The following is a 17,217-nucleotide window of genomic DNA, read 5'->3' on the forward strand; positions in this document are numbered from 1 at the left end:
AGGGCCGTGCCCCCCGTGAGCAGCCTCATCTTCGTCGTCATCCTGGCGGTGTGGGCTGTCTACCTGGTGCAGCACTGGGTGCGCCGCCGCGACCACCTGGCCACCGCACGCTCCGTCGACCGGTTCTCCGAGGCGATGCGGGTGCTGGAACGCCGTCGTGCCCTGCCCAGGCCGGACGTCGCCGAGCACGCGCCCGCCAGCGCCTCCATCCCCCTGCTGCGCCCTGCCCGCCCCGAGGTGGTCGTCAAGCGCGGTGCACCCGCGCGGCCGGTGGCAGCCACCGCAGTGGCGCCGACCGCGGCATACCAGCGGAGCCGGCGTGCCGCCGAGCTGCGTGCCGCCGGCCTGCTCGTCTCGTCCCTGGTGATGGTCACCCTCGTGGGGCTCGTCGGGTTCCAGCTCATCCACTGGGCCTGGGCGTTCGTCGGTATCGGGCTGCTCGCGGCCACGGTCGCCGGTGTCCGGCAGTCGGTGGCGCGCGGCCGCCGGGCCCGCTCCCGGCAGGTGACCCGCCCGGCTGCGCCTCGCCAGGCCGAGGCCTCGCCGGCCGAGGCTCGGCCCCAGCAGGTCGCGTCCGCCCCTGGCCCGGGGCTGGCCCGGACCGCCCGGCGCGCGGTAGACCTCCAGGCCCGGCCCCCCGCCACGGCGCCTGCGGTGGCCCTCTACGACGTCGCCGAGGTCGAGGCCCAGCTGAGCCAGCCGGCCACTGCACCGGCGGCTGTCGAGACTGCTGTCGAGACCCCGGTCATCGGGTCCGCGCCGGAGCCCGCCGCGCCCGGATCGTGGGACCCCGTGCCGGTCCCGCCCCCGACCTACACGCTCAAGGCCCGGGCCTACCGGGTCCCGGTCGACCTGCCCGCCGACGGCGCCGAGATGGCGCTGGAGGAGGAGTTCGAGGAGCTGCCCCAGATCCACCGGGTTGGTTGACAGCGGTCGGCAGCACGCGCCGGCGCGCCCCTCTGGGCTGCTGAGGGGGACAAGAAGCACCCGATCGCCGGTGTATAGTAGGTAGCCGCACACGGGGCTGTGGCGCAGTTGGTAGCGCGTCTCGTTCGCAATGAGAAGGCCAGGGGTTCGAATCCCCTCAGCTCCACCACCAGTACAGGGCCGGTCCTCCATCACGAGGGCCGGCCCTGCGTCGTAGGCTCACCGCACAGCACCGATCAGCACAGATCAAGCAGAGATCACCGCAGGCCAGTACGGGTCAGCGCACGGTCAGCACACAGGAGGAGCACGGATGGCGGTCAATCTGCGGGGGCGCAGCCTGCGCTCGCTCGTCGAGGAGTCCCCGGCGGAGATCCGCTACCTGATCGATCTGGCCTACGACCTCAAGCGAGCCAAGTACGCCCACCAGGAGCGTCAGCTGCTCGCCGGGAAGTCGATCGCGCTGATCTTCGAGAAGACCTCCACCCGCACCCGGGCCGCCTTCGAGGTCGCCGCCGCCGACCAGGGGGCAAGCACGACCTTCCTGGAGCCCTCCAGCACCCAGATCGGGCACAAGGAGTCCATCAAGGACACCGCCCGCGTGCTGGGGCGGATGTATGACGCGATCCAGTACCGCGGCGCCGACCAGGCCAAGGTCGACCAGCTCATCGAGTACTCCGGTGTCCCGGTCTACAACGGCCTCACCGACGACTGGCACCCCACGCAGATGCTCGCCGACGCGCTGACCATGACCGAGCACAGCCACCAGCAGCGGCACGAGATCTCCTACGCCTACCTCGGCGACGCCCGCGGGAACATGGGGCACTCCCTGCTCCTGCTCGGCGCCAAGCTCGGCATGGACGTGCGCATCGGGGCCCCGCGGGCGCTGCAGCCGGCCGCGCACGTGGTGCGCCTCTGCGAGCAGGTCGCCGCCGAGACGGGGGCCCGGCTGACCATCACCGAGGATCCGGTTCAGGCGGTGCGCGGGGTGGACTTCGTGCACACCGACGTCTGGGTCTCCATGGGGGAGCCCGTGCAGGCCTGGGAGGAACGCATCGACCTGCTGCTGCCCTACCAGGTGAACGCCCCGCTCATGGCCGCCACCGACAACCCCGAGGTGCGGTTCATGCACTGCCTGCCGGCCTTCCACGACACCCACACCGAGGTGGGCCAGCAGCTGATGGCCCGCCACCCGGAGCTGGCCGAGGGTCTGGAGGTGACCGACGAGGTCTTCGAGTCCCCGGCGAGCATCGTCTTCGACCAGGCCGAGAACCGGCTGCACACGATCAAGGCCCTCATGGTGGCCACGCTGGTATGACGCCCGACACCACATCCGACACCCGGTCTGACTCGCCGCCGGACACGACGCCGGACACGTCGCCGGACATGACGCCGGACACGACGCTGACGGACACGTCCCCGGGAGCTGCCCCCGCCGGACTGCGCGAGCCGGCCCACCAGGTGAGCCCACGCGCGGTCAAGTACTGGGTGACCAACGGACTGATCGGCGGGATCATCACCTGGGCGGTGCTGTTCACCCTCCACATGTGGGTCCTGCCCGACTCGTGGAACGTGTGGGCGGGGCCGATCATCATCCTCATCCTGACCGCGAACCTCAGCGACGTGACCCTGGAGCCCATCATCCGCTACCGGCGCACCCGCTGGGAGGTCACCGGCGAGCGGGTCTTCGTCCAGACCGGCTGGCTCTCCCGTGACCAGCGGATCGCGCCGCTGTCCCGGGTGCAGACGGTCGACACCCACCGCGGGGCGATCATGCGGCTGTTCGGCCTGGCCAACGTGACGGTGACCACGGCCTCGGCCGCCGGCCCCATCACCCTGCCGTGCCTGGACAGCGACGTCGCCGACCGAGTCACCGCCGAGCTGGCCCGGGTCACCGGGCAGACCGAGGGCGACGCGACGTGAGCACGCCGGGCCCCCCTGACCTTCCACCCCCCGACGGGCGCCCGGTCATCCCGGCGGGCCCGTCCGGTATGCCGCACGACCACACCTCCACCAGCGCCGCGCCGCCTGCCGGGAGCACGGTCCTGGACCGGCTGGAGGCGCAGGGATGGCACCGGCTGAGCACCCGCATGCTCGTCGTCCATCCCGTCCGCACGCTGATGTCCATGGCGGTCCCGCTGCTGCTCATCGCCTTCGGGGCCAGCAGGAACGAGGACAGCCGGTTCCTCTACTTCGCGCTCGGCGGTGGTGTCCTCGCGCTGCTCATCGGTGTGCTGACCTGGATGTTCACCCGCTACCGGTTCACGCCGGAGCAGCTGCAGCTGCGCACCGGGCTGTTCAGCCGCCGGGTGCTCACCGCACCGTTGGACCGGGTCCGCAGCGTCGACATCGAGTCGACGCCGGTCCACCGGCTGCTCGGCCTGGCCAAGGTCCGGGTCGGCACCGGCGTGGACTCCCGGCAGATCGAGCTGGACGGGCTGACGCAGGAGCAGGCCGCCGTGCTGCGCGTGGAGCTGCTGCGCCGCTCGCAGGCGGTGGAGGCCCCGGCTGGCGCGGCAGGGGAGCTGGAAGCGGAGGGCGAGGGGTCCGAGGACGTCGAGACCGTCCCGCGCCCGGCCGGCGAGCAGCTGCTCGCGCAGATCGACTGGAGCTGGTTGCGGTTCGCCCCGTTCTCCCTGGGCAGCCTGGTCGTGGTCGCCGGTGTGGCCGGTGTGCTCTCCCAGTTCGGCGACGACCTGCCCGTCGACGAGGTGGGCCTGGTCCAGGAGGCGTGGGCCTGGGTGGTCGCGCAGGCGCTGCTCATCCTGGTGGCCGGGACCATCCTCGTCGTCACGGTGGGCTGGGTCGTGCTGTCCACCGCCTCCTACGTGCTGAACTGGTGGAACCTGCGGCTGGTGCGGGAGGCCAACGGCAACCTCCGGCTCTCCCGCGGGTTGCTGACCACCCGCTCGCAGACGCTGGAGCGGGCCAAGGTCCGCGGGGTGAGCATGGGGGAACCCTTCCTGCTGCGCTTCGTCCGAGGGGCCGAGCTCAGCGCGCTCGCGACGGGCGTGGGCCTGGGCGGCACGGTCAAGGTGCTCCCCCCGGCGCCCCGGGCCGTGGTGCAGTCGGTGGGTCACGAGCTGCTCGAGGAGCCCGGCCCGCTGACCATGGAGCTGACCGGCCACGGGCCCCGTGCACGCCGACGGATCCACGTGAGCCAGCAGTGGGGCAGCATCTTCACCGCTGCCTTGGTGGCCGTGCCGACCTTCCTCCTCGACTTCTGGTGGTTCGCCACCTGGCCGTGGTGGACGCCGTTGGCGGTGCTCGGCGGGCTGGCCCTGCTCAACGTCCTCATCGCCGAGAGCGCCTGGCGCAACCTGGGTCACGGCCTGACGAGGAACCACCTGGTGGTCCAGACGGGGGCCGTCGTGCGCACCCGGGCGGCGCTGGAACGCGCCGGCATCATCGGCTGGGTCGTGCACCAGAGCTTCTTCCAGCGCCGGCTCGGGCTGGCCGACCTCACCGCCACCACCGCCGCGGGCGGCGAGCGCCTGGTCGCGCCGAACATCCCGCTGGAGCTGGCCGCGGACCTGGCCGACCGGGCTACCCCGGGAATGCTGGACGGTCTGCTGGCGTACTCCAGGCATGGGTGACTTCGACTGGGTCCGGCTCTCCGAGGACGAGCACCTCGACGACCACGCCCGCTACGACCGGGCCACCTTCGCCTTCGAGACCAAGGACTACGCGCGGGCGGCCGGTCTCCTGGAGCCGCTGGCGCAGACCGAGCCCGGCAACGCCGCGGTGGCCCTCCTGCTGGCCCGCAGTTACTACCACGCGGCCCGGCTCGGCCCGGCCGAGAAGGTGGCCCGGGACATGATCGAGCGGTGGCCGAGCGACGCCTACGCCCACCTGCTCCTGGCCCGGACCCTGCAGCGGGCGGGCCGCGCCGAGGAGGGCGCCCCGCACCTGAAGATCGCCGAGGCGATGGGCCTGGACACCTGAGCTCCGCTAGTTCCAGAAGTCGAAGAACATCCGGATGCTCCACTGGTCCCGCGGCAGCAGCACCGCCGTGTGGACCGGCCAGTACCAGGCGAACCAGACGACGTTGAGCGTCAGGTACACCACGACGAGCACCGCCCCCCACCGTCGACGGCGCAGCGGGTCACTCTCCCGGCCCAGCACCAGGCCCAGGCAGCTGACCACGACCAGCACCAGCCACGGCACGAAGGCGACCGCGTAGAAGCTGTAGATCGTCCGGGTCTGGTAGAGGAACCACGGCAGCCAGCCGGCGACGACGCCGGACAACGCCGCGCCCGCGCGCCAGTCCCGACCGAGCAGCCACTGGAAGGCCACGACGAGCAGCCCCAGCGTGGCGGCCCACCACAGGGGGATCGTGCCGAGGGAGGCGATGTACTCCACGCAGTCCGCGGCCTCGCACCCCTTCTCACCGCGCTCGGGCCACTCTGCGTAGAAGAGGGTGGGCCGCCACTGCACGATCCAGCTCCACGGGTTGGAGCTCCAGGCGTGCTCGTTCGCCAGCCCGACGTGGAAGCCCATCTGCTCCTGGTGGTAGGCCCACAGCGAGCGCAGGGGGTCGGGCACCAGCCCGCCCAGACCGGTGGCGGGGTTGTCCTGCGCCCAGGTCCGCTTCCAGCCCTGCTCGCCGAGGAGCCAGCCGGTCCAGGTGGCCAGGTAGGTGACCAGGGCGGTCGGCACCACGAGCAGGAAGGCCGGTATGCCGTCGCGCACCACCGCGGTGGAGAACCACCTCCGCTCCCCGGCGGCCCGACGGGCGCCGATGTCCCACCACACCGTCATCAGGCCGAAGACGGCGACGAAGAACAGGCCGGACCACTTGGTGCCGACCGCCAGCCCCAGGGCCACCCCCGCGGCCAGCCGCCACCACCGCATACCCCACGGTGGTCTGCCTCCTGACCTCCCTGGTGGCCCCCCTTCGGACCTCCGCGCCAGCCGTCGGCGTCCGTGCTCCCGGTCCAGCAGGAGGAAGAGGAAGGCCAGCAGCGCCCACCACGACAAGAAGATGTCGAGCAGGCCGATGCGGGACTGGGCGAAGTGGTGCCCGTCGACCGCGAGCAGGAGGGAGGCGCTGATCGCGAGCACGGCGTTCTTCCAGATCAGCCACGCGCACAGGCCCAGCACGGCGATCGACAGGGTGCCGACCACGGCGGAGGCGAGCCGCCACCCGGCCGGGTCCTCGGGGCCCAGCAGCAGCTGCCCGAGGGAGATCATCCACTTGCCCATGGGTGGGTGCACGACGTAGTCGGCGTGATCACCGAAGACGTCGGGGGTGCCCTGGGTGAACAGCTCGTCCGGCTCCTCGATGTCCTCCCGGACGTCCATCTCGGTGCCGTGCAGGACGAGGCTCCAGGCCTGCTTGACGTAGTAGGTCTCGTCGAAGACCAGCCGGGTGGGGTAGTCGAGGCGCCACAGCCGCAGCCCGCCACCGACCACGGTGACCAGCAGGATCCCGACCATCGCGATGCGACGCTGACGGGCCAGAGCCTGGGGCGTCGGGCCGAGCAGGCGCGCCCGCAGAGACTCCATACCGTGCATCGTAGGTCGTGCTTTTAGGGCAGTGTCGCCTGACGAAAAAGGAGTCGTCGCGGCCAGTAGTAGGCTCCCCTGCGTGGCCACCTCAACCGTTCCCGCGCGCGAGACCCGCCGGGGTCCGAACAACATCCTGCTGAAGACCGTCATGGCCGCCTCCGGCCTGTTCTTCGTCGGCTATCTGTTGCTGCACATGTACGGCAACCTCCAGATCCTGTTCGGGCGCGAGGCGTTCGACGACTACGCGCACCACCTGCGCGTCTTCGGCGAGGGCATGGTCCCGGAGAACGGCGTGCTGTGGATCGCCCGGATCCTGCTGCTGGTCTCGCTCGTGGCGCACGTCTGGGCCGGGATGGCGCTGTGGCGCCGGGCCGGGGCCGCGCGCTCGACCCGCTACGCCGGCAAGCGGAAGGCCACCTACGGCTCGGTCTACGCCAAGGCCATGCGCTGGGGCGGGCTGGCCATCCTCCTCTTCGTGATCTTCCACATCCTGCACTTCACGACGCAGACGATCACCCTGGCCGGCGAGCACGCGAGCCCGGCCGAGCGGGTCATCAGCAGCTTCCAGCTGTGGTGGGGCGTGCTGATCTACGTGGTCGCCATGATCGCGGTCGGCATGCACCTGACCCACGGCATCTACGCGGCCTGCATGACGCTGGGGCTGAACACCTCGGTGAAGCGCGGCGAGCTGATCCGCCGCATCTCCACCGTGGTGACCTTGATCATCGTGGTGGGCTTCCTGATCCCACCCTTTGCCATCCTGTTCGGGTTTGTCGACTGAGGACTATGACGCTATGACTGACACGCTGATCGCCGGTCTCTACCGGGAGGGCGAGCCGATCGCCGACACCAAGGCACCCGGCGGTGACATCTCCACCAAGTGGAGCACCCGCCAGTTCGAGGCGGCGCTGGTCAACCCGGCCAACCGCCGCAAGCTCTCCGTGATCATCGTCGGCACCGGGCTGGCGGGCGCCGCGGCCGCGGCGACCATGGGTGAGGCGGGCTACCGGGTCAAGTCCTTCTGCTACCAGGACAGCCCCCGACGGGCCCACTCGATCGCCGCCCAGGGCGGGATCAACGCGGCCAAGAACTACAAGGGCGACGGTGACTCGACCCACCGCCTCTTCTACGACACCGTCAAGGGCGGTGACTACCGCTCCCGCGAGACCAACGTCTACCGGCTGGCCGAGGTCAGCGCAGCCATCATCGACCAGTGCGTGGCCCAGGGCGTGCCGTTCGCCCGGGAGTACGGCGGCCTGCTCGACAACCGCTCGTTCGGTGGGGTGCAGGTCTCCCGGACCTTCTACGCCCGTGGCCAGACCGGTCAGCAGCTGCTCATCGGCGCCTACCAGGCGCTGGAGCGGCAGATCGGTGCGGGCTCGGTCGAGATGTTCGCCCGGCACGAGATGATGGAGCTCATCGTCGTCGACGACGGGTCCGGCCCGCGGGCGCGCGGCATCGTCGCCCGCGACCTGGTCACCGGTGAGATCGAGACCCACCTGGCCGACGCGGTCGTGCTGGCCTCCGGCGGCTACGGCAACGTCTTCTTCCTGTCCACCAACGCGATGGGGTCCAACACCACGGCGATCTGGCGGGCCCACCGCAAGGGCGCCTACTTCGGCAACCCGTGCTACACCCAGATCCACCCCACCTGCATCCCGCAGTCCGGTGAGCACCAGTCCAAGCTGACCCTGATGAGCGAGTCGCTGCGCAACGACGGCCGCATCTGGGTGCCGAAGAAGGCCGAGGACTGCGAGAAGGACCCGCGCGACATCCCGGAGGAGGACCGCGACTACTACCTGGAGCGGATCTACCCCGGCTTCGGCAACCTGGTCCCGCGCGACATCGCCTCCCGCCAGGCCAAGAACATGTGCGACGAGGGTCGCGGTGTCGGCCCCGAGGTCGACGGCTACCGGCGGGGTGTCTACCTGGACTTCGCCGAGGCCATCGAGCGGCTGGGCGAGGACGCGGTGCGGTCCAAGTACGGCAACCTCTTCGACATGTACGAGCGGATCACCGGGGAGAACCCCTACCAGGTGCCGATGCGGATCTACCCGGCCGTGCACTACACGATGGGCGGGCTGTGGGTCGACTACGACCTGCAGTCGACGATCCCGGGCCTGTTCGTGACCGGCGAGGCCAACTTCTCCGACCACGGTGCGAACCGCCTGGGGGCCTCCGCCCTCATGCAGGGCCTGGCCGACGGCTACTTCGTCCTGCCCAACACCATCCGCGACTACCTGGCCAAGGGCCCGTTCGGGCCGCTGGACGAGAGCAACCCGCAGGTGCGGGAGGCGCAGGACTCGGTGCGGGACCGCATACACCGGATCATGAACATGAACGGGACCCGGTCGGTGGACAGCTACCACAAGGCCCTGGGCAAGATCATGTGGGAGAAGTGCGGTATGGAGCGCACCGAGGAGGGCCTGCGCGAGGCGGTGGAGCAGATCCGCGCCCTGCGTGCCGACTTCTGGACCAATGTGCGCGTCCTGGGCACGGCCGAGGGCCTCAACCAGTCGCTGGAGAAGGCCGGCCGGGTGGCCGACTTCCTGGAGCTGGGTGAGCTCATGTGCATCGACGCGCTGCACCGGCGCGAGTCCTGCGGTGGCCACTTCCGCGCCGAGTCCCAGACCGAGGACGGCGAGGCGCTGCGCCACGACGACGAGTTCGCCTACGTGGCGGCCTGGGAGTGGGGCGGTGAGGGTCAGCCTCCGGTCCTGCACAAGGAGGACCTCGTCTACCAATTCATCGAGCTCAAGCAGAGGAGCTACAAGTGAGGATCTCCCTGAAGATCTGGCGTCAGGACGGCCCGGCCACCAAGGGCCGGATGGTCGACTACAAGCTCGACGAGGTCAGCGAGGACAGCTCCTTCCTGGAGATGCTGGACCTGCTCAACGAGCACCTCCTCGAGCAGGGCGAGGAGCCGGTCGCCTTCGACTCCGACTGCCGCGAGGGGATCTGCGGCCAGTGCGGCGTGGTGATCAACGGCGAGGCGCACGGCCCTGAGCGGACCACGACCTGCCAGCTGCACATGCGCTCCTTCCGCGACGGTGACGAGATCGTCATCGAGCCCTGGCGGGCCGACGCCTTCCCGGTCATCAAGGACCTGTGCGTGGACCGCGGCGCCCTGGACCGCATCATCGCGGCCGGTGGCTACATCTCCGCCAACACCGGCTCGGCCCCGGACGCGCACGCGACCCCGGTGCCGAAGGAGAACGCCGACCGGGCGTTCATGGCTGCCGAGTGCATCGGTTGCGGCGCCTGCGTCGCGGCCTGCCCGAACGCCTCCGGGATGCTCTTCATGGGCGCCAAGGTCACCCACCTCGGGGAGCTGCCGCAGGGGCAGCCCGAGCGGGACGCCCGCGTCGTGAGGATGACCGAGCAGCACGACCACGAGGGCTTCGGTGGGTGCACCAACCTCGGCGAGTGCACCCGGGCCTGCCCCAAGGGGATCCCGCTCAACGTCATCTCGCAGATGAACCGCGACCTGCTCCGCACCGGCTTCACCGCCTGAGCACGTCGGTGACGCCCGGCGAGCCGTCGCAGGGTGCGCTGGTCCTCGCGGCCACCCCCATCGGTGATGCCCGGGACGCCAGTCCGCGGCTGGTGGCCGAGCTGGCGTCCGCGGACGTCGTCGCGGCCGAGGACACCCGCCGGCTGCGCCGGCTGGTCGAGCGGCTCGGGGTGAGCGTCGGCGGCGAGGTCGTCAGCTATCACGAGCACAACGAGGCGTCCCGGACCGAGGAGCTGGCCGCTCGCATCGCGGAGGGTGCCCGCGTGGTGGTCGTCACGGATGCCGGGATGCCGTCGGTGTCCGACCCCGGCTACCGGCTCGTGCGGGCCTGCGTCGAGCAGGACCTCCGGGTGACGTGCGTGCCGGGACCCTCGGCGGTGCTGATGTCGTTGGCGGTGAGCGGACTGCCTGTCGACCGGTTCTGCTTCGAGGGCTTCCTGCCCCGCAAGGCCGGGGAGCGCGAGCGCGCGCTGTCCGCCCTGGCCGAGGAGCCGCGGACGATGGTCTTCTTCGAGGCGCCGCACCGGCTCAGCGTCACGCTGTCGGCGATGGCCGGGGTCTTCGGCGAGGAGCGGCCGGCTGCTGTCTGCCGCGAGCTGACCAAGACCTACGAGGAGGTCCGCCGGGGTGGCCTCGCCGAGCTCGCGGCCTGGGCCGAGCCGGGGGTCAAGGGCGAGATCACCGTGGTCGTGGCCGGGCGGTCAGCGACCGCAGGTGAGGTGGACATCGCCGACGTCGTGCCGCAGGTGCTCGAGCGCACCGCGGCGGGGGAGCGCCTCAAGGACGTGACTCGGGACCTCGCCGCGAGGACCGGCCTCTCGGCCAAGGCGCTGTACGACGCGGCGGTGGCGGCGCGCTAGGTCGCCCGTGGCGACCCGTCGCGGCATCCGCCCAGTGCTGCGGCCATGCACGCTCTGGGGTGGTCCGGCGTGCACCTCCGCAGCACTCGGTGGGTGTCCGGGCCATAGCTCGGCGCGGGGCCAGCCTTGTGCCGGCTCGCCCCATACGGCACACTCGCCCCAGCGCTGATGCCCTGGTTGGCGCGGACGTGGGCAAGGAGGCCGCACGGTATGAGGTTCACCTGGTCCGCCCTGCTCGGCGGCCTGCTCGGCGGCATCGTGACTGCCGTCGTCGTCGGGATCGTCGTCGCGCGCTACCTGCCGGAGGTCGGCTCGGACCACACCCTGCGAGGCGCCGGGGTGGCCGCCCTGGCTGCGGCACTGGGCGGGGTCGTGGGCGTCGTCGTCGGCTGGCTCGTCCATCGTCGCCGCGGGCGAGGGCTCGGCGGCATCGCGGCCATCGTCACCGTCCTGGGCACGGGCTGGGGGACGTGGCGGTGGTTCACGGCCAGCGGGGGCGTCACCGACCTCGGCCGCACCGTCGTCGAGGGCATCCTCATCCTGGGCCTGGGACTCCTGGTGCTCGCGACGGCCAGCGGGATGACCGCTGCCCTGCTGCGGCAGCACTCCCGGCTCGACCCGGAGACCGGCCGCCTCCTCTGAGACGACAAGCCGCGACAGCCGGAAGGGGCCAGCTGGGAGGCCAGTCTCTACTCGTAGCCCGCCTCGGCCATGAGCTGGTCACGCTTCTGCCGCTTCGCCCTGCTGCGCCGCCACAGCACGAACGCGCCCCACAGCAGCATGAGGAAGATGAAGACGACGAGGACCGGCAGGAAGATCGCCACCAGCGACAGGGTCACCGCCGCCCCGTCCTCGGCAGCCGACACGACCGGGGTGCCCAGGCCGCCCGTCGAGGTGTTCACGACCGGCCGGCTGACCGCCTTGCCGGTGTGCACGATGCCCGCGGTGAGGATCCCGAGCAGCACCCCGATCCACGGGTTGTCCTGCATGAACGACGAGCCACGCTCCAGGTCCTCCGCCGCCGTGGTCGCCGCGAAGATCAGCCCGCCGGTCGCGGGCCGGATGAAGGTGCCCACGGCGTCGTTGAGGTGGTCGACGAGTGCGACCTTGTCCAGGACGACCTCCGAGAGCAGCAGGACCGCGGCGATGCCGATCGCCCACCAGGACTCGATCCAGGCGTACTGCACCGGCAGGTCCAGCACCTCGGTGAAGCGGGCGATGAGCGCCACCAGGAGGAACGGGATGTACGCGTTCAGCCCGGCGGCGGCGGACAGGCCGGCACCTGTGAGCGCAGCGAGCATGGGACGCCTCGCCTTTCTTCTCGGCGGCCCTCCGGCGGAGGGCGGTCCTGCTCAGTCAACCACGGGGGTATGCCGTCGCTCCTGCGTTACTTGCGGCGCACCAGGACACGCACCAGGTGCTGCAGCGTCCCGGCCGGGTCCTCGGTGGTCCCGCCGTGCACGGGCCCGGGCTGCACGATGGTGCTGCGCGGGGCGCTGAGCCATCCGAACCGCGGTCCGGGCCGGTCCAGCCGCGGGGTGCCGGGCGTGTGCTGGCCGGCGGCGACGCGGCATACCTGATCCAGGGCGGCCCGCACCGACTCGAGGTCCACCTCGGGGTCGAGGGCCAGTGCGCGGGTGTCGTCCAGAGCGACCGCGCCGCGCAGGAAGTCGGCCTCCTGGCTGTAGAGCACCACCCCGACGTTGATGAACTCCTCGCGCTCCACGCGCGGGACGAGCCGCAGGACGACGTACTGGTAGTCGTAGCTCATGCCAGACCTCCCGGCAGCCAGACGTGCGGGGTTCGCACCCGGGCGAGGAGATGCTCGAGGTATGCCGTGCGCACGGCGGCCGGGTCCGGCAGCTGGTCCGTGGTCTCCAGCCAGTCCTCGGGGACCTGGTCCAGGACCTCGCCGACGAGGTCGGCGGTGACCTGAGGGGCCAGGTCGGCGTGAGCGCCCGGCAGGTCCGTCGCCAGCGCGCCCAGCACGTGGTCGTCGGCCCCCACGCGGAAGGGCTGCTGCGCGAAGCGCTCCGCGGACGGTGCCCTGCTCGGCCAGGAGTGGTGGAAGTAGAGCGCCGCGCCGTGGTCGATGAGCCAGGTCCGCCGGTGCCAGGTGAGCAGGTTGGGGTTGGACCACGTGCGGTCGACGTTGGCGGTGAAGGCGTCCAGCCAGTAGACCCGCGAAGCCAGCTCGGCGTCCGGCGGGCGGGAACCGTCGTAGCCCAGGGCGCCCGGCAGCAGGTCGACGCCCAGGTTGGTGCCGGGGGAGGCGTTGAGCAGGTCCTGGACCTCGGCGTCGGCCTCGTAGCGGGCCATCGCCGGCGGGAGGTCGATGGTGACGAGCCGGGGGACCGGCAGCCCCAGCCGGCGGGCCAGCTCGCCCACGACGACCTCCGCGACGAGGACCTTGAGCCCCTGCCCGGCCCCGCGGAACTTCACCACGTAGGTGCCCAGGTCCGCGCCCTCGACGACGCCCGGCAGCGAGCCGCCCTCGCGCAGCGGGGTGACGTAGCGGATGGCGGTGACGTGGTCGAGCACGGGCCTCAGGCTAGCCGCACGTGGCACGGGCAGACCCCCACCTTTGCGACCCCCCGCGCGTTAGAGGGTGAGAGGGTTCTGCCAGAGTCCTCCGCACGGCCCGTGAGGAGGCGGCATGCGGCAGTCCCGCGAGGAGGAGTTCGCGACGTTCTTCGACGTCGCCTCCCCCCGGTTGCTCTCGGCCGCATGGCTGCTGACCGGCGAGCAGCACGCCGCCGAGGACCTGGCCCAGGAGGCGCTGGCCCGCACCTACGCCCGGTGGGGCACCGTCCGCACCGGGAACCCGATGGCCTTCGCCCGCCGGGTCCTGGCCAACCTGCACACCGACCGGTGGCGCAGGCACCGCCGCGAGGTACTGACCGAGGAGACACCCGAGGTGGGTCGAGCTCACGACCCTCGGACCGTCGACCTCGTCCGAGCCCTGCGGACGCTGAGCCCGCGCGAGCGGGAGTGCGTGGTGCTGCGGCACTACCTCGACCTGTCCGAGAAGCAGACCGCCGAGACGCTCGGGATCAGCGTGGGCAGCGTCAAGAGCTACACCATGCACGGGCTGCGCGGGCTGCGCGCCCAGCTGAGCGAAGATGAGGCGAGCCATGTCTGAGGCCGACCGAGACGTGCTGGCCCTGCTCGACCGGGCCGCCGCCGACAGCCCGCCCCTGCACCTCGACCGCGACTCGGTGGTCGGCCGCGGACGGCAGATGGCCCGGCGTCGCCGCGCTGCGGGGGCCGGTATGGCGATCGGTGGGCTCACGCTCGCCGGTGCCGTGTGGCTGGGGCTGGGTGAGGGCTCGGTCCTCGGGTCCCCCGAGGTCTCGCCGGCGTCGGTGACCTGGGAGGTGCGCGAGCCGACCGTGCTGACCGTCCTGGACGGGGTGACGCGCGGTGGGAACGTCTCGCCGCTCATCGTCACGAAGAGGCCGGACGGTTCGGCGTCCGCGACGTTCACGGTCGAGGGTGTCGAGGAGACGGTCGAGGGGACGACCATGGCCGGTGGGGCGGACGTCTTCGTCGGCGAGCGGGCGACCGTGGTGGTGTGGGACGCCCCCGCGGAGGCGTACTTCGGCGCCGACTTCCTGCCCGCGCCGCAAGGCTGGGAGGTCGGCGCGTCGATGGGTGACGACGACATCTTCTACCTGACGACGACGGATCGTGGCTACGTGCCGGAGCACCTCGTGCTCCACGACTCCGCCCGCAACGTGTGGACGGCGGACGGCCTGGTCGCGGAGACGGGGGAGGTGACGGACGGCCGGCACAGCATGAGCGTGTTCTCCCTTCCCGAGATCAGAGCCGCCGGCTGGGTCGACGAGTCCGGGATCGAGCCCATGGCACCGGACTCGCCCGTGTCCAGCGGTGGCACGGAACCCTGGTGGCGCGGCGGCGAGGACTACGAGTTCTTCCTCGTGCGGGCGGTCGACGAGGCACGCTTCGTCCGTCTGGTCTGGAACGACCACGAGGGCAGTGTGGTCCGGCACGGGGAGCCGGTGCCGGCGACCGTCGCCGGTGGTGCCGCGTTCGCGGTCTTCTCCTTCACGCGGGACGAGGTGCCGGTGGACCGGGACGACTACGCCTCCTCCTACCAGTGGTCGACGGACGGCCAGACCTGGCATGACCGGGTCTTCCAGGACGCCTCGGTCGAGGGCCTCCCGACCTCGGTGGACCGCGTCGAGCTCTCGCTCGGGCCGGACGGCGAACCGGTCGCCACGAAGGAGGGTGTCAAGCTGCCGCTCAGCGCCGAGCAGCCTCGTGGGGAGGCGTGGTCGTGGGACGACGCTGACGAGTCGGTGGTGCTGGTCGCAGGCACCGTCGACGAGGCCTGGGTCCCGGTCCTCAGCACGGGAGGCGGGTTGGGGCCGGCGGAACCGTTCCTGGCGGGCAGCACCTCGGTCCGGGTCGGCGACCGGGAGATGACGGCGAGCAGGCTGCCGGAGGGCACGGCATACCTGGGCAGTGTGCAGCGGGAGGTCGGGTCGAGCGCAGAGGAGTGGACGCTGCTGGGTGGGGATTCCGTCCCGGCCTACCCGCTCGGCCCCGAGGTCGTCGCCGCGGTCGACGAGGCGCAGGGGCTGTGGTTCGCGAGGCGAGCCGGTGAGGGCGGGGAGTCCGGCCCGTGGGGCCTGCTGGTGGGCGAGGTCGACGGCGAGGGGCTGGTGCTCGGCATGGACGGCACGCGCCACCGGGTTGCGGTGCTCAGCGTGACCTCGGACGCCGCAGTGGAGGCGCTGCCGGTCCTGACCGAGGGTTCGGTCGTCCTGCGTGGCGTGAGCCGGAGCACGGGTGGGGTGACGGTCCGTGCCACCGAGGTCCAGTGCCTCAAGATGGACGAGAGGTGCGTCGAGGGTCTGGACACCGACGGGGACGGAGCGGTGGATCTCCCGGTGCGCCACGACTCGGTGTTCGCCTGGGCCCTGGACGAGCAGCCGGAGGACGGCACACCGGTCTACGGACCCGGTGAGACGGTGACCATCCACGGACGCGACTTCATCGTGCGAGACACCACGTCCGGCTGGCCGGCGCTGCGCCTGCACGGCTCTGGTGGCGGCGTCAGCACGGTGGACGGTGACGGGCAGCGCACCCGCGTCGACGCCCGCCCGCCGGAGCCTTCCGTCTATGCCATCCCCGGGGCGTGGCCCTGGAGCGAGGAGGGTCTGGCGGTGTCGGTCCCGGGTCTGGTTCTCGCCGACGACCTGCAGCCTGTCGTCGAGGTCGACGGCACCTGGGTCAAGCCCGCCCAGGTCCTGGTCGCGCAAGGGCGTAGCGGGCAGGTCACCCTGCTCGTCATGGAGCCCGGCACGGACGGGGCGACCGCACGCGTCGGGGTCCGGACCGACGACGGCACCGTGGCCGAGCTTCCCTGAGCTCGGCAGGGCCGCGCGGCCACCGCACGACCGTCGTCCCCGGCGTGCCGGTTCGACACTGACCGGTCGCCGCCGAAGCACTACCTTCGGCGGGACGGCAAGGAAGAGCGAGCAAGGAGTGACTGCATGGGCGACGACGGCTTCGCCATCCGAGCGCACGAGCTCAGCTCGTCCCTGATCGAGCTGCGCCACCGGCTCGTCGACGAGTTCGGCGCCGACCGGGTGTGGATCCTCTCCGACGACTTCCGGGAGCGACGGGTCTGGCCGAAGGGCTGGCAGGTGGTCAGCATCGACCCGGACGTGCTCGACGGCATCGGGCTGCGGCACCGGGGGGTCGAACGGCCGGGGTGGCGGCTCGGTGACTACGGCCTCTATCTCTGGGCCCTGCAGGAGCCGGACCTGCGTCACTACTGGGTGACCGAGCCGGACGTGCACTTCGCCCTGCCCTCGATCCGGGACTGGGTCGAGGCGCTCAGCGCCCACGAGGAGGACCTGCTCGTCCCCCGCTTCGGTCCTGCCCCCGAGGGCTGGCTCTGGCGTCCCGCGCTCGCGGAGCTGACGGGCGGCCCGGTCTACCGGTGCCTGTTCCCCCTGTCGCGCTCCACCGAGGCGGCCGTCGACGCGGCATACCAGCTGCGGCTGCGCATCGGCGAGGCGGAGCCGCCCGTGGATCCCTACCCCAACGACGAGTCCGTCGTGGCCACCGCGGCCGCCCAGGCCGGCCTGCGGGTGGCGCCGCTGGAGGACCTGTGCCCAGGGCAGTTCGACTACTTCGCGGCGACGGTCAAGGTCTGGCGGGAGAGCCTGCTGCGCCGCCACCCGGACCGTGAGCTCGTGGTGCACTCCGCGCTCTCCTACGAGCAGTGGGCGCGCTGGTTCACCCATTTCCTGGGCAACCACGGACCGGCCGAGCGGCACGACCGGATGCGCCAGGTCGCCGCCCGGATGGCTCCGGAGGACCTGCCGGTCCTGCACCGCCTCGCTGCGCGCGGCTGAGCGTCGCCCCCGGCCA

General features: G+C 71.6%; 17 protein-coding genes and 1 tRNA gene. 14 read left to right on the top strand and 4 right to left on the bottom strand.

The window, feature by feature from the left end:
* The first annotated feature begins 6 nt into the window (after nt 1-6).
* The 6 genes from ESZ52_RS02755 (at nt 7) to ESZ52_RS02780 (ending at nt 4,869) form a co-directional block, all read left to right on the top strand.
* Nucleotides 7-927: a hypothetical protein gene (locus tag ESZ52_RS02755; protein ID WP_131103590.1), complete on the top strand. Its 921-nt coding sequence runs from the start codon at nt 7-9 to the stop codon at nt 925-927.
* A gap of 93 nt (nt 928-1,020) precedes the next feature.
* Nucleotides 1,021-1,096, top strand: a tRNA-Ala gene (locus tag ESZ52_RS02760).
* Between the two features lie 141 nt (nt 1,097-1,237).
* Nucleotides 1,238-2,242 (top strand): ornithine carbamoyltransferase, encoded by a 1,005-nt coding sequence (gene argF, locus ESZ52_RS02765; protein WP_131103591.1) that lies wholly within the window; start codon nt 1,238-1,240, stop codon nt 2,240-2,242.
* Nucleotides 2,239-2,847, top strand: a complete 609-nt coding sequence (locus ESZ52_RS02770; RefSeq protein ID WP_238154330.1) for a PH domain-containing protein — start codon at nt 2,239-2,241, stop codon at nt 2,845-2,847. The genes argF and ESZ52_RS02770 overlap by 4 nt, the downstream gene beginning before the upstream one ends.
* Nucleotides 2,844-4,520: a PH domain-containing protein gene (locus ESZ52_RS02775; RefSeq protein WP_131103592.1), complete on the top strand. Its 1,677-nt coding sequence runs from the start codon at nt 2,844-2,846 to the stop codon at nt 4,518-4,520. The genes ESZ52_RS02770 and ESZ52_RS02775 overlap by 4 nt, the downstream gene beginning before the upstream one ends.
* On the top strand, nt 4,513-4,869 hold the full coding sequence (locus ESZ52_RS02780) for a tetratricopeptide repeat protein (RefSeq protein WP_131103593.1): 357 nt from the start codon (nt 4,513-4,515) through the stop codon (nt 4,867-4,869). The genes ESZ52_RS02775 and ESZ52_RS02780 overlap by 8 nt, the downstream gene beginning before the upstream one ends.
* A gap of 6 nt (nt 4,870-4,875) precedes the next feature.
* On the opposite strand, the gene ESZ52_RS02785 is transcribed toward ESZ52_RS02780, so the two are convergent.
* Entirely contained in the window at nt 4,876-6,432 is a 1,557-nt protein-coding gene (locus ESZ52_RS02785; protein ID WP_131103594.1) for a dolichyl-phosphate-mannose--protein mannosyltransferase, read from the bottom strand.
* 82 nt (nt 6,433-6,514) lie between these two features.
* On the opposite strand from ESZ52_RS02785, the gene ESZ52_RS02790 reads away from it, so the two are divergent.
* The 5 genes from ESZ52_RS02790 (at nt 6,515) to ESZ52_RS02810 (ending at nt 11,451) form a co-directional block, all read left to right on the top strand.
* Complete coding sequence (locus ESZ52_RS02790; protein WP_131103595.1) at nt 6,515-7,216, top strand: succinate dehydrogenase cytochrome b subunit; 702 nt, start codon at nt 6,515-6,517, stop codon at nt 7,214-7,216.
* A gap of 13 nt (nt 7,217-7,229) precedes the next feature.
* On the top strand, nt 7,230-9,212 hold the full coding sequence (locus ESZ52_RS02795) for a fumarate reductase/succinate dehydrogenase flavoprotein subunit (RefSeq protein ID WP_131103596.1): 1,983 nt from the start codon (nt 7,230-7,232) through the stop codon (nt 9,210-9,212).
* Nucleotides 9,209-9,949, top strand: coding sequence for a succinate dehydrogenase/fumarate reductase iron-sulfur subunit (locus tag ESZ52_RS02800; protein WP_131103597.1), 741 nt, complete (start codon nt 9,209-9,211; stop codon nt 9,947-9,949). Before ESZ52_RS02795 ends, ESZ52_RS02800 begins: the two co-directional genes overlap by 4 nt.
* An 8-nt stretch (nt 9,950-9,957) precedes the next feature.
* A complete protein-coding gene (gene rsmI / locus ESZ52_RS02805; protein WP_181009809.1) occupies nt 9,958-10,809 on the top strand; it encodes a 16S rRNA (cytidine(1402)-2'-O)-methyltransferase in 852 nt (283 codons plus the stop codon).
* Nucleotides 10,810-11,019: 210 nt separating this feature from the next.
* Nucleotides 11,020-11,451 (top strand): hypothetical protein, encoded by a 432-nt coding sequence (locus tag ESZ52_RS02810; protein WP_131103598.1) that lies wholly within the window; start codon nt 11,020-11,022, stop codon nt 11,449-11,451.
* Between the two features lie 47 nt (nt 11,452-11,498).
* Here ESZ52_RS02810 and ESZ52_RS02815 read toward each other — a convergent pair whose 3' ends face one another.
* The 3 genes from ESZ52_RS02815 to ESZ52_RS02825 form a co-directional block, all read right to left on the bottom strand.
* Nucleotides 11,499-12,110, bottom strand: a complete 612-nt coding sequence (locus ESZ52_RS02815; protein WP_131103599.1) for a DUF4126 domain-containing protein — start codon at nt 12,108-12,110, stop codon at nt 11,499-11,501.
* An 86-nt stretch (nt 12,111-12,196) separates the two neighbouring features.
* On the bottom strand, nt 12,197-12,580 hold the full coding sequence (locus ESZ52_RS02820; protein ID WP_131103600.1) for a DUF3037 domain-containing protein: 384 nt from the start codon (nt 12,578-12,580) through the stop codon (nt 12,197-12,199).
* The gene (locus ESZ52_RS02825) at nt 12,577-13,350 is read right to left on the bottom strand and encodes a HipA family kinase (RefSeq protein ID WP_131103601.1); all 774 of its coding nucleotides are present in this window, start codon (nt 13,348-13,350) and stop codon (nt 12,577-12,579) included. Before ESZ52_RS02825 ends, ESZ52_RS02820 begins: the two co-directional genes overlap by 4 nt.
* 115 nt (nt 13,351-13,465) lie before the next feature.
* On the opposite strand from ESZ52_RS02825, the gene ESZ52_RS02830 reads away from it, so the two are divergent.
* The 3 genes from ESZ52_RS02830 to ESZ52_RS02840 all read left to right on the top strand — a co-directional run bounded on the left by ESZ52_RS02830 (nt 13,466) and on the right by ESZ52_RS02840 (nt 17,201).
* The gene (locus tag ESZ52_RS02830; protein ID WP_131103602.1) at nt 13,466-13,951 is read left to right on the top strand and encodes a SigE family RNA polymerase sigma factor; all 486 of its coding nucleotides are present in this window, start codon (nt 13,466-13,468) and stop codon (nt 13,949-13,951) included.
* Nucleotides 13,944-16,205: a hypothetical protein gene (locus ESZ52_RS02835; RefSeq protein ID WP_131103603.1), complete on the top strand. Its 2,262-nt coding sequence runs from the start codon at nt 13,944-13,946 to the stop codon at nt 16,203-16,205. Before ESZ52_RS02830 ends, ESZ52_RS02835 begins: the two co-directional genes overlap by 8 nt.
* Before the next feature lie 126 nt (nt 16,206-16,331).
* Nucleotides 16,332-17,201 carry a hypothetical protein gene (locus ESZ52_RS02840; RefSeq protein ID WP_131103604.1) on the top strand — a complete coding sequence of 290 codons (870 nt, stop codon included), beginning with the start codon at nt 16,332-16,334 and terminating at the stop codon, nt 17,199-17,201.
* Nucleotides 17,202-17,217 lie beyond the last annotated feature (16 nt).

Source organism: Ornithinimicrobium sufpigmenti, from assembly GCF_004322775.1.
GTDB lineage: Bacteria > Actinomycetota > Actinomycetes > Actinomycetales > Dermatophilaceae > Ornithinicoccus > Ornithinicoccus sufpigmenti.

What these genes read in the sequence shown, in the direction of transcription:
- argF (WP_131103591.1), top strand. Translation starts at nt 1,238, where the DNA reads ATGGCGGTCAATCTGCGGGGGCGCAGCCTGCGCTCGCTCGTCGAGGAG.
- ESZ52_RS02770 (WP_238154330.1), top strand. Translation starts at nt 2,239, where the DNA reads ATGACGCCCGACACCACATCCGACACCCGGTCTGACTCGCCGCCGGAC.
- ESZ52_RS02780 (WP_131103593.1), top strand. Translation starts at nt 4,513, where the DNA reads ATGGGTGACTTCGACTGGGTCCGGCTCTCCGAGGACGAGCACCTCGAC.
- ESZ52_RS02785 (WP_131103594.1), bottom strand. Translation starts at nt 6,432, where the DNA reads ATGGAGTCTCTGCGGGCGCGCCTGCTCGGCCCGACGCCCCAGGCTCTG.
- ESZ52_RS02795 (WP_131103596.1), top strand. Translation starts at nt 7,230, where the DNA reads ATGACTGACACGCTGATCGCCGGTCTCTACCGGGAGGGCGAGCCGATC.
- ESZ52_RS02810 (WP_131103598.1), top strand. Translation starts at nt 11,020, where the DNA reads ATGAGGTTCACCTGGTCCGCCCTGCTCGGCGGCCTGCTCGGCGGCATC.
- ESZ52_RS02815 (WP_131103599.1), bottom strand. Translation starts at nt 12,110, where the DNA reads ATGCTCGCTGCGCTCACAGGTGCCGGCCTGTCCGCCGCCGCCGGGCTG.
- ESZ52_RS02820 (WP_131103600.1), bottom strand. Translation starts at nt 12,580, where the DNA reads ATGAGCTACGACTACCAGTACGTCGTCCTGCGGCTCGTCCCGCGCGTG.
- ESZ52_RS02830 (WP_131103602.1), top strand. Translation starts at nt 13,466, where the DNA reads ATGCGGCAGTCCCGCGAGGAGGAGTTCGCGACGTTCTTCGACGTCGCC.
- ESZ52_RS02835 (WP_131103603.1), top strand. Translation starts at nt 13,944, where the DNA reads ATGTCTGAGGCCGACCGAGACGTGCTGGCCCTGCTCGACCGGGCCGCC.
- ESZ52_RS02840 (WP_131103604.1), top strand. Translation starts at nt 16,332, where the DNA reads ATGGGCGACGACGGCTTCGCCATCCGAGCGCACGAGCTCAGCTCGTCC.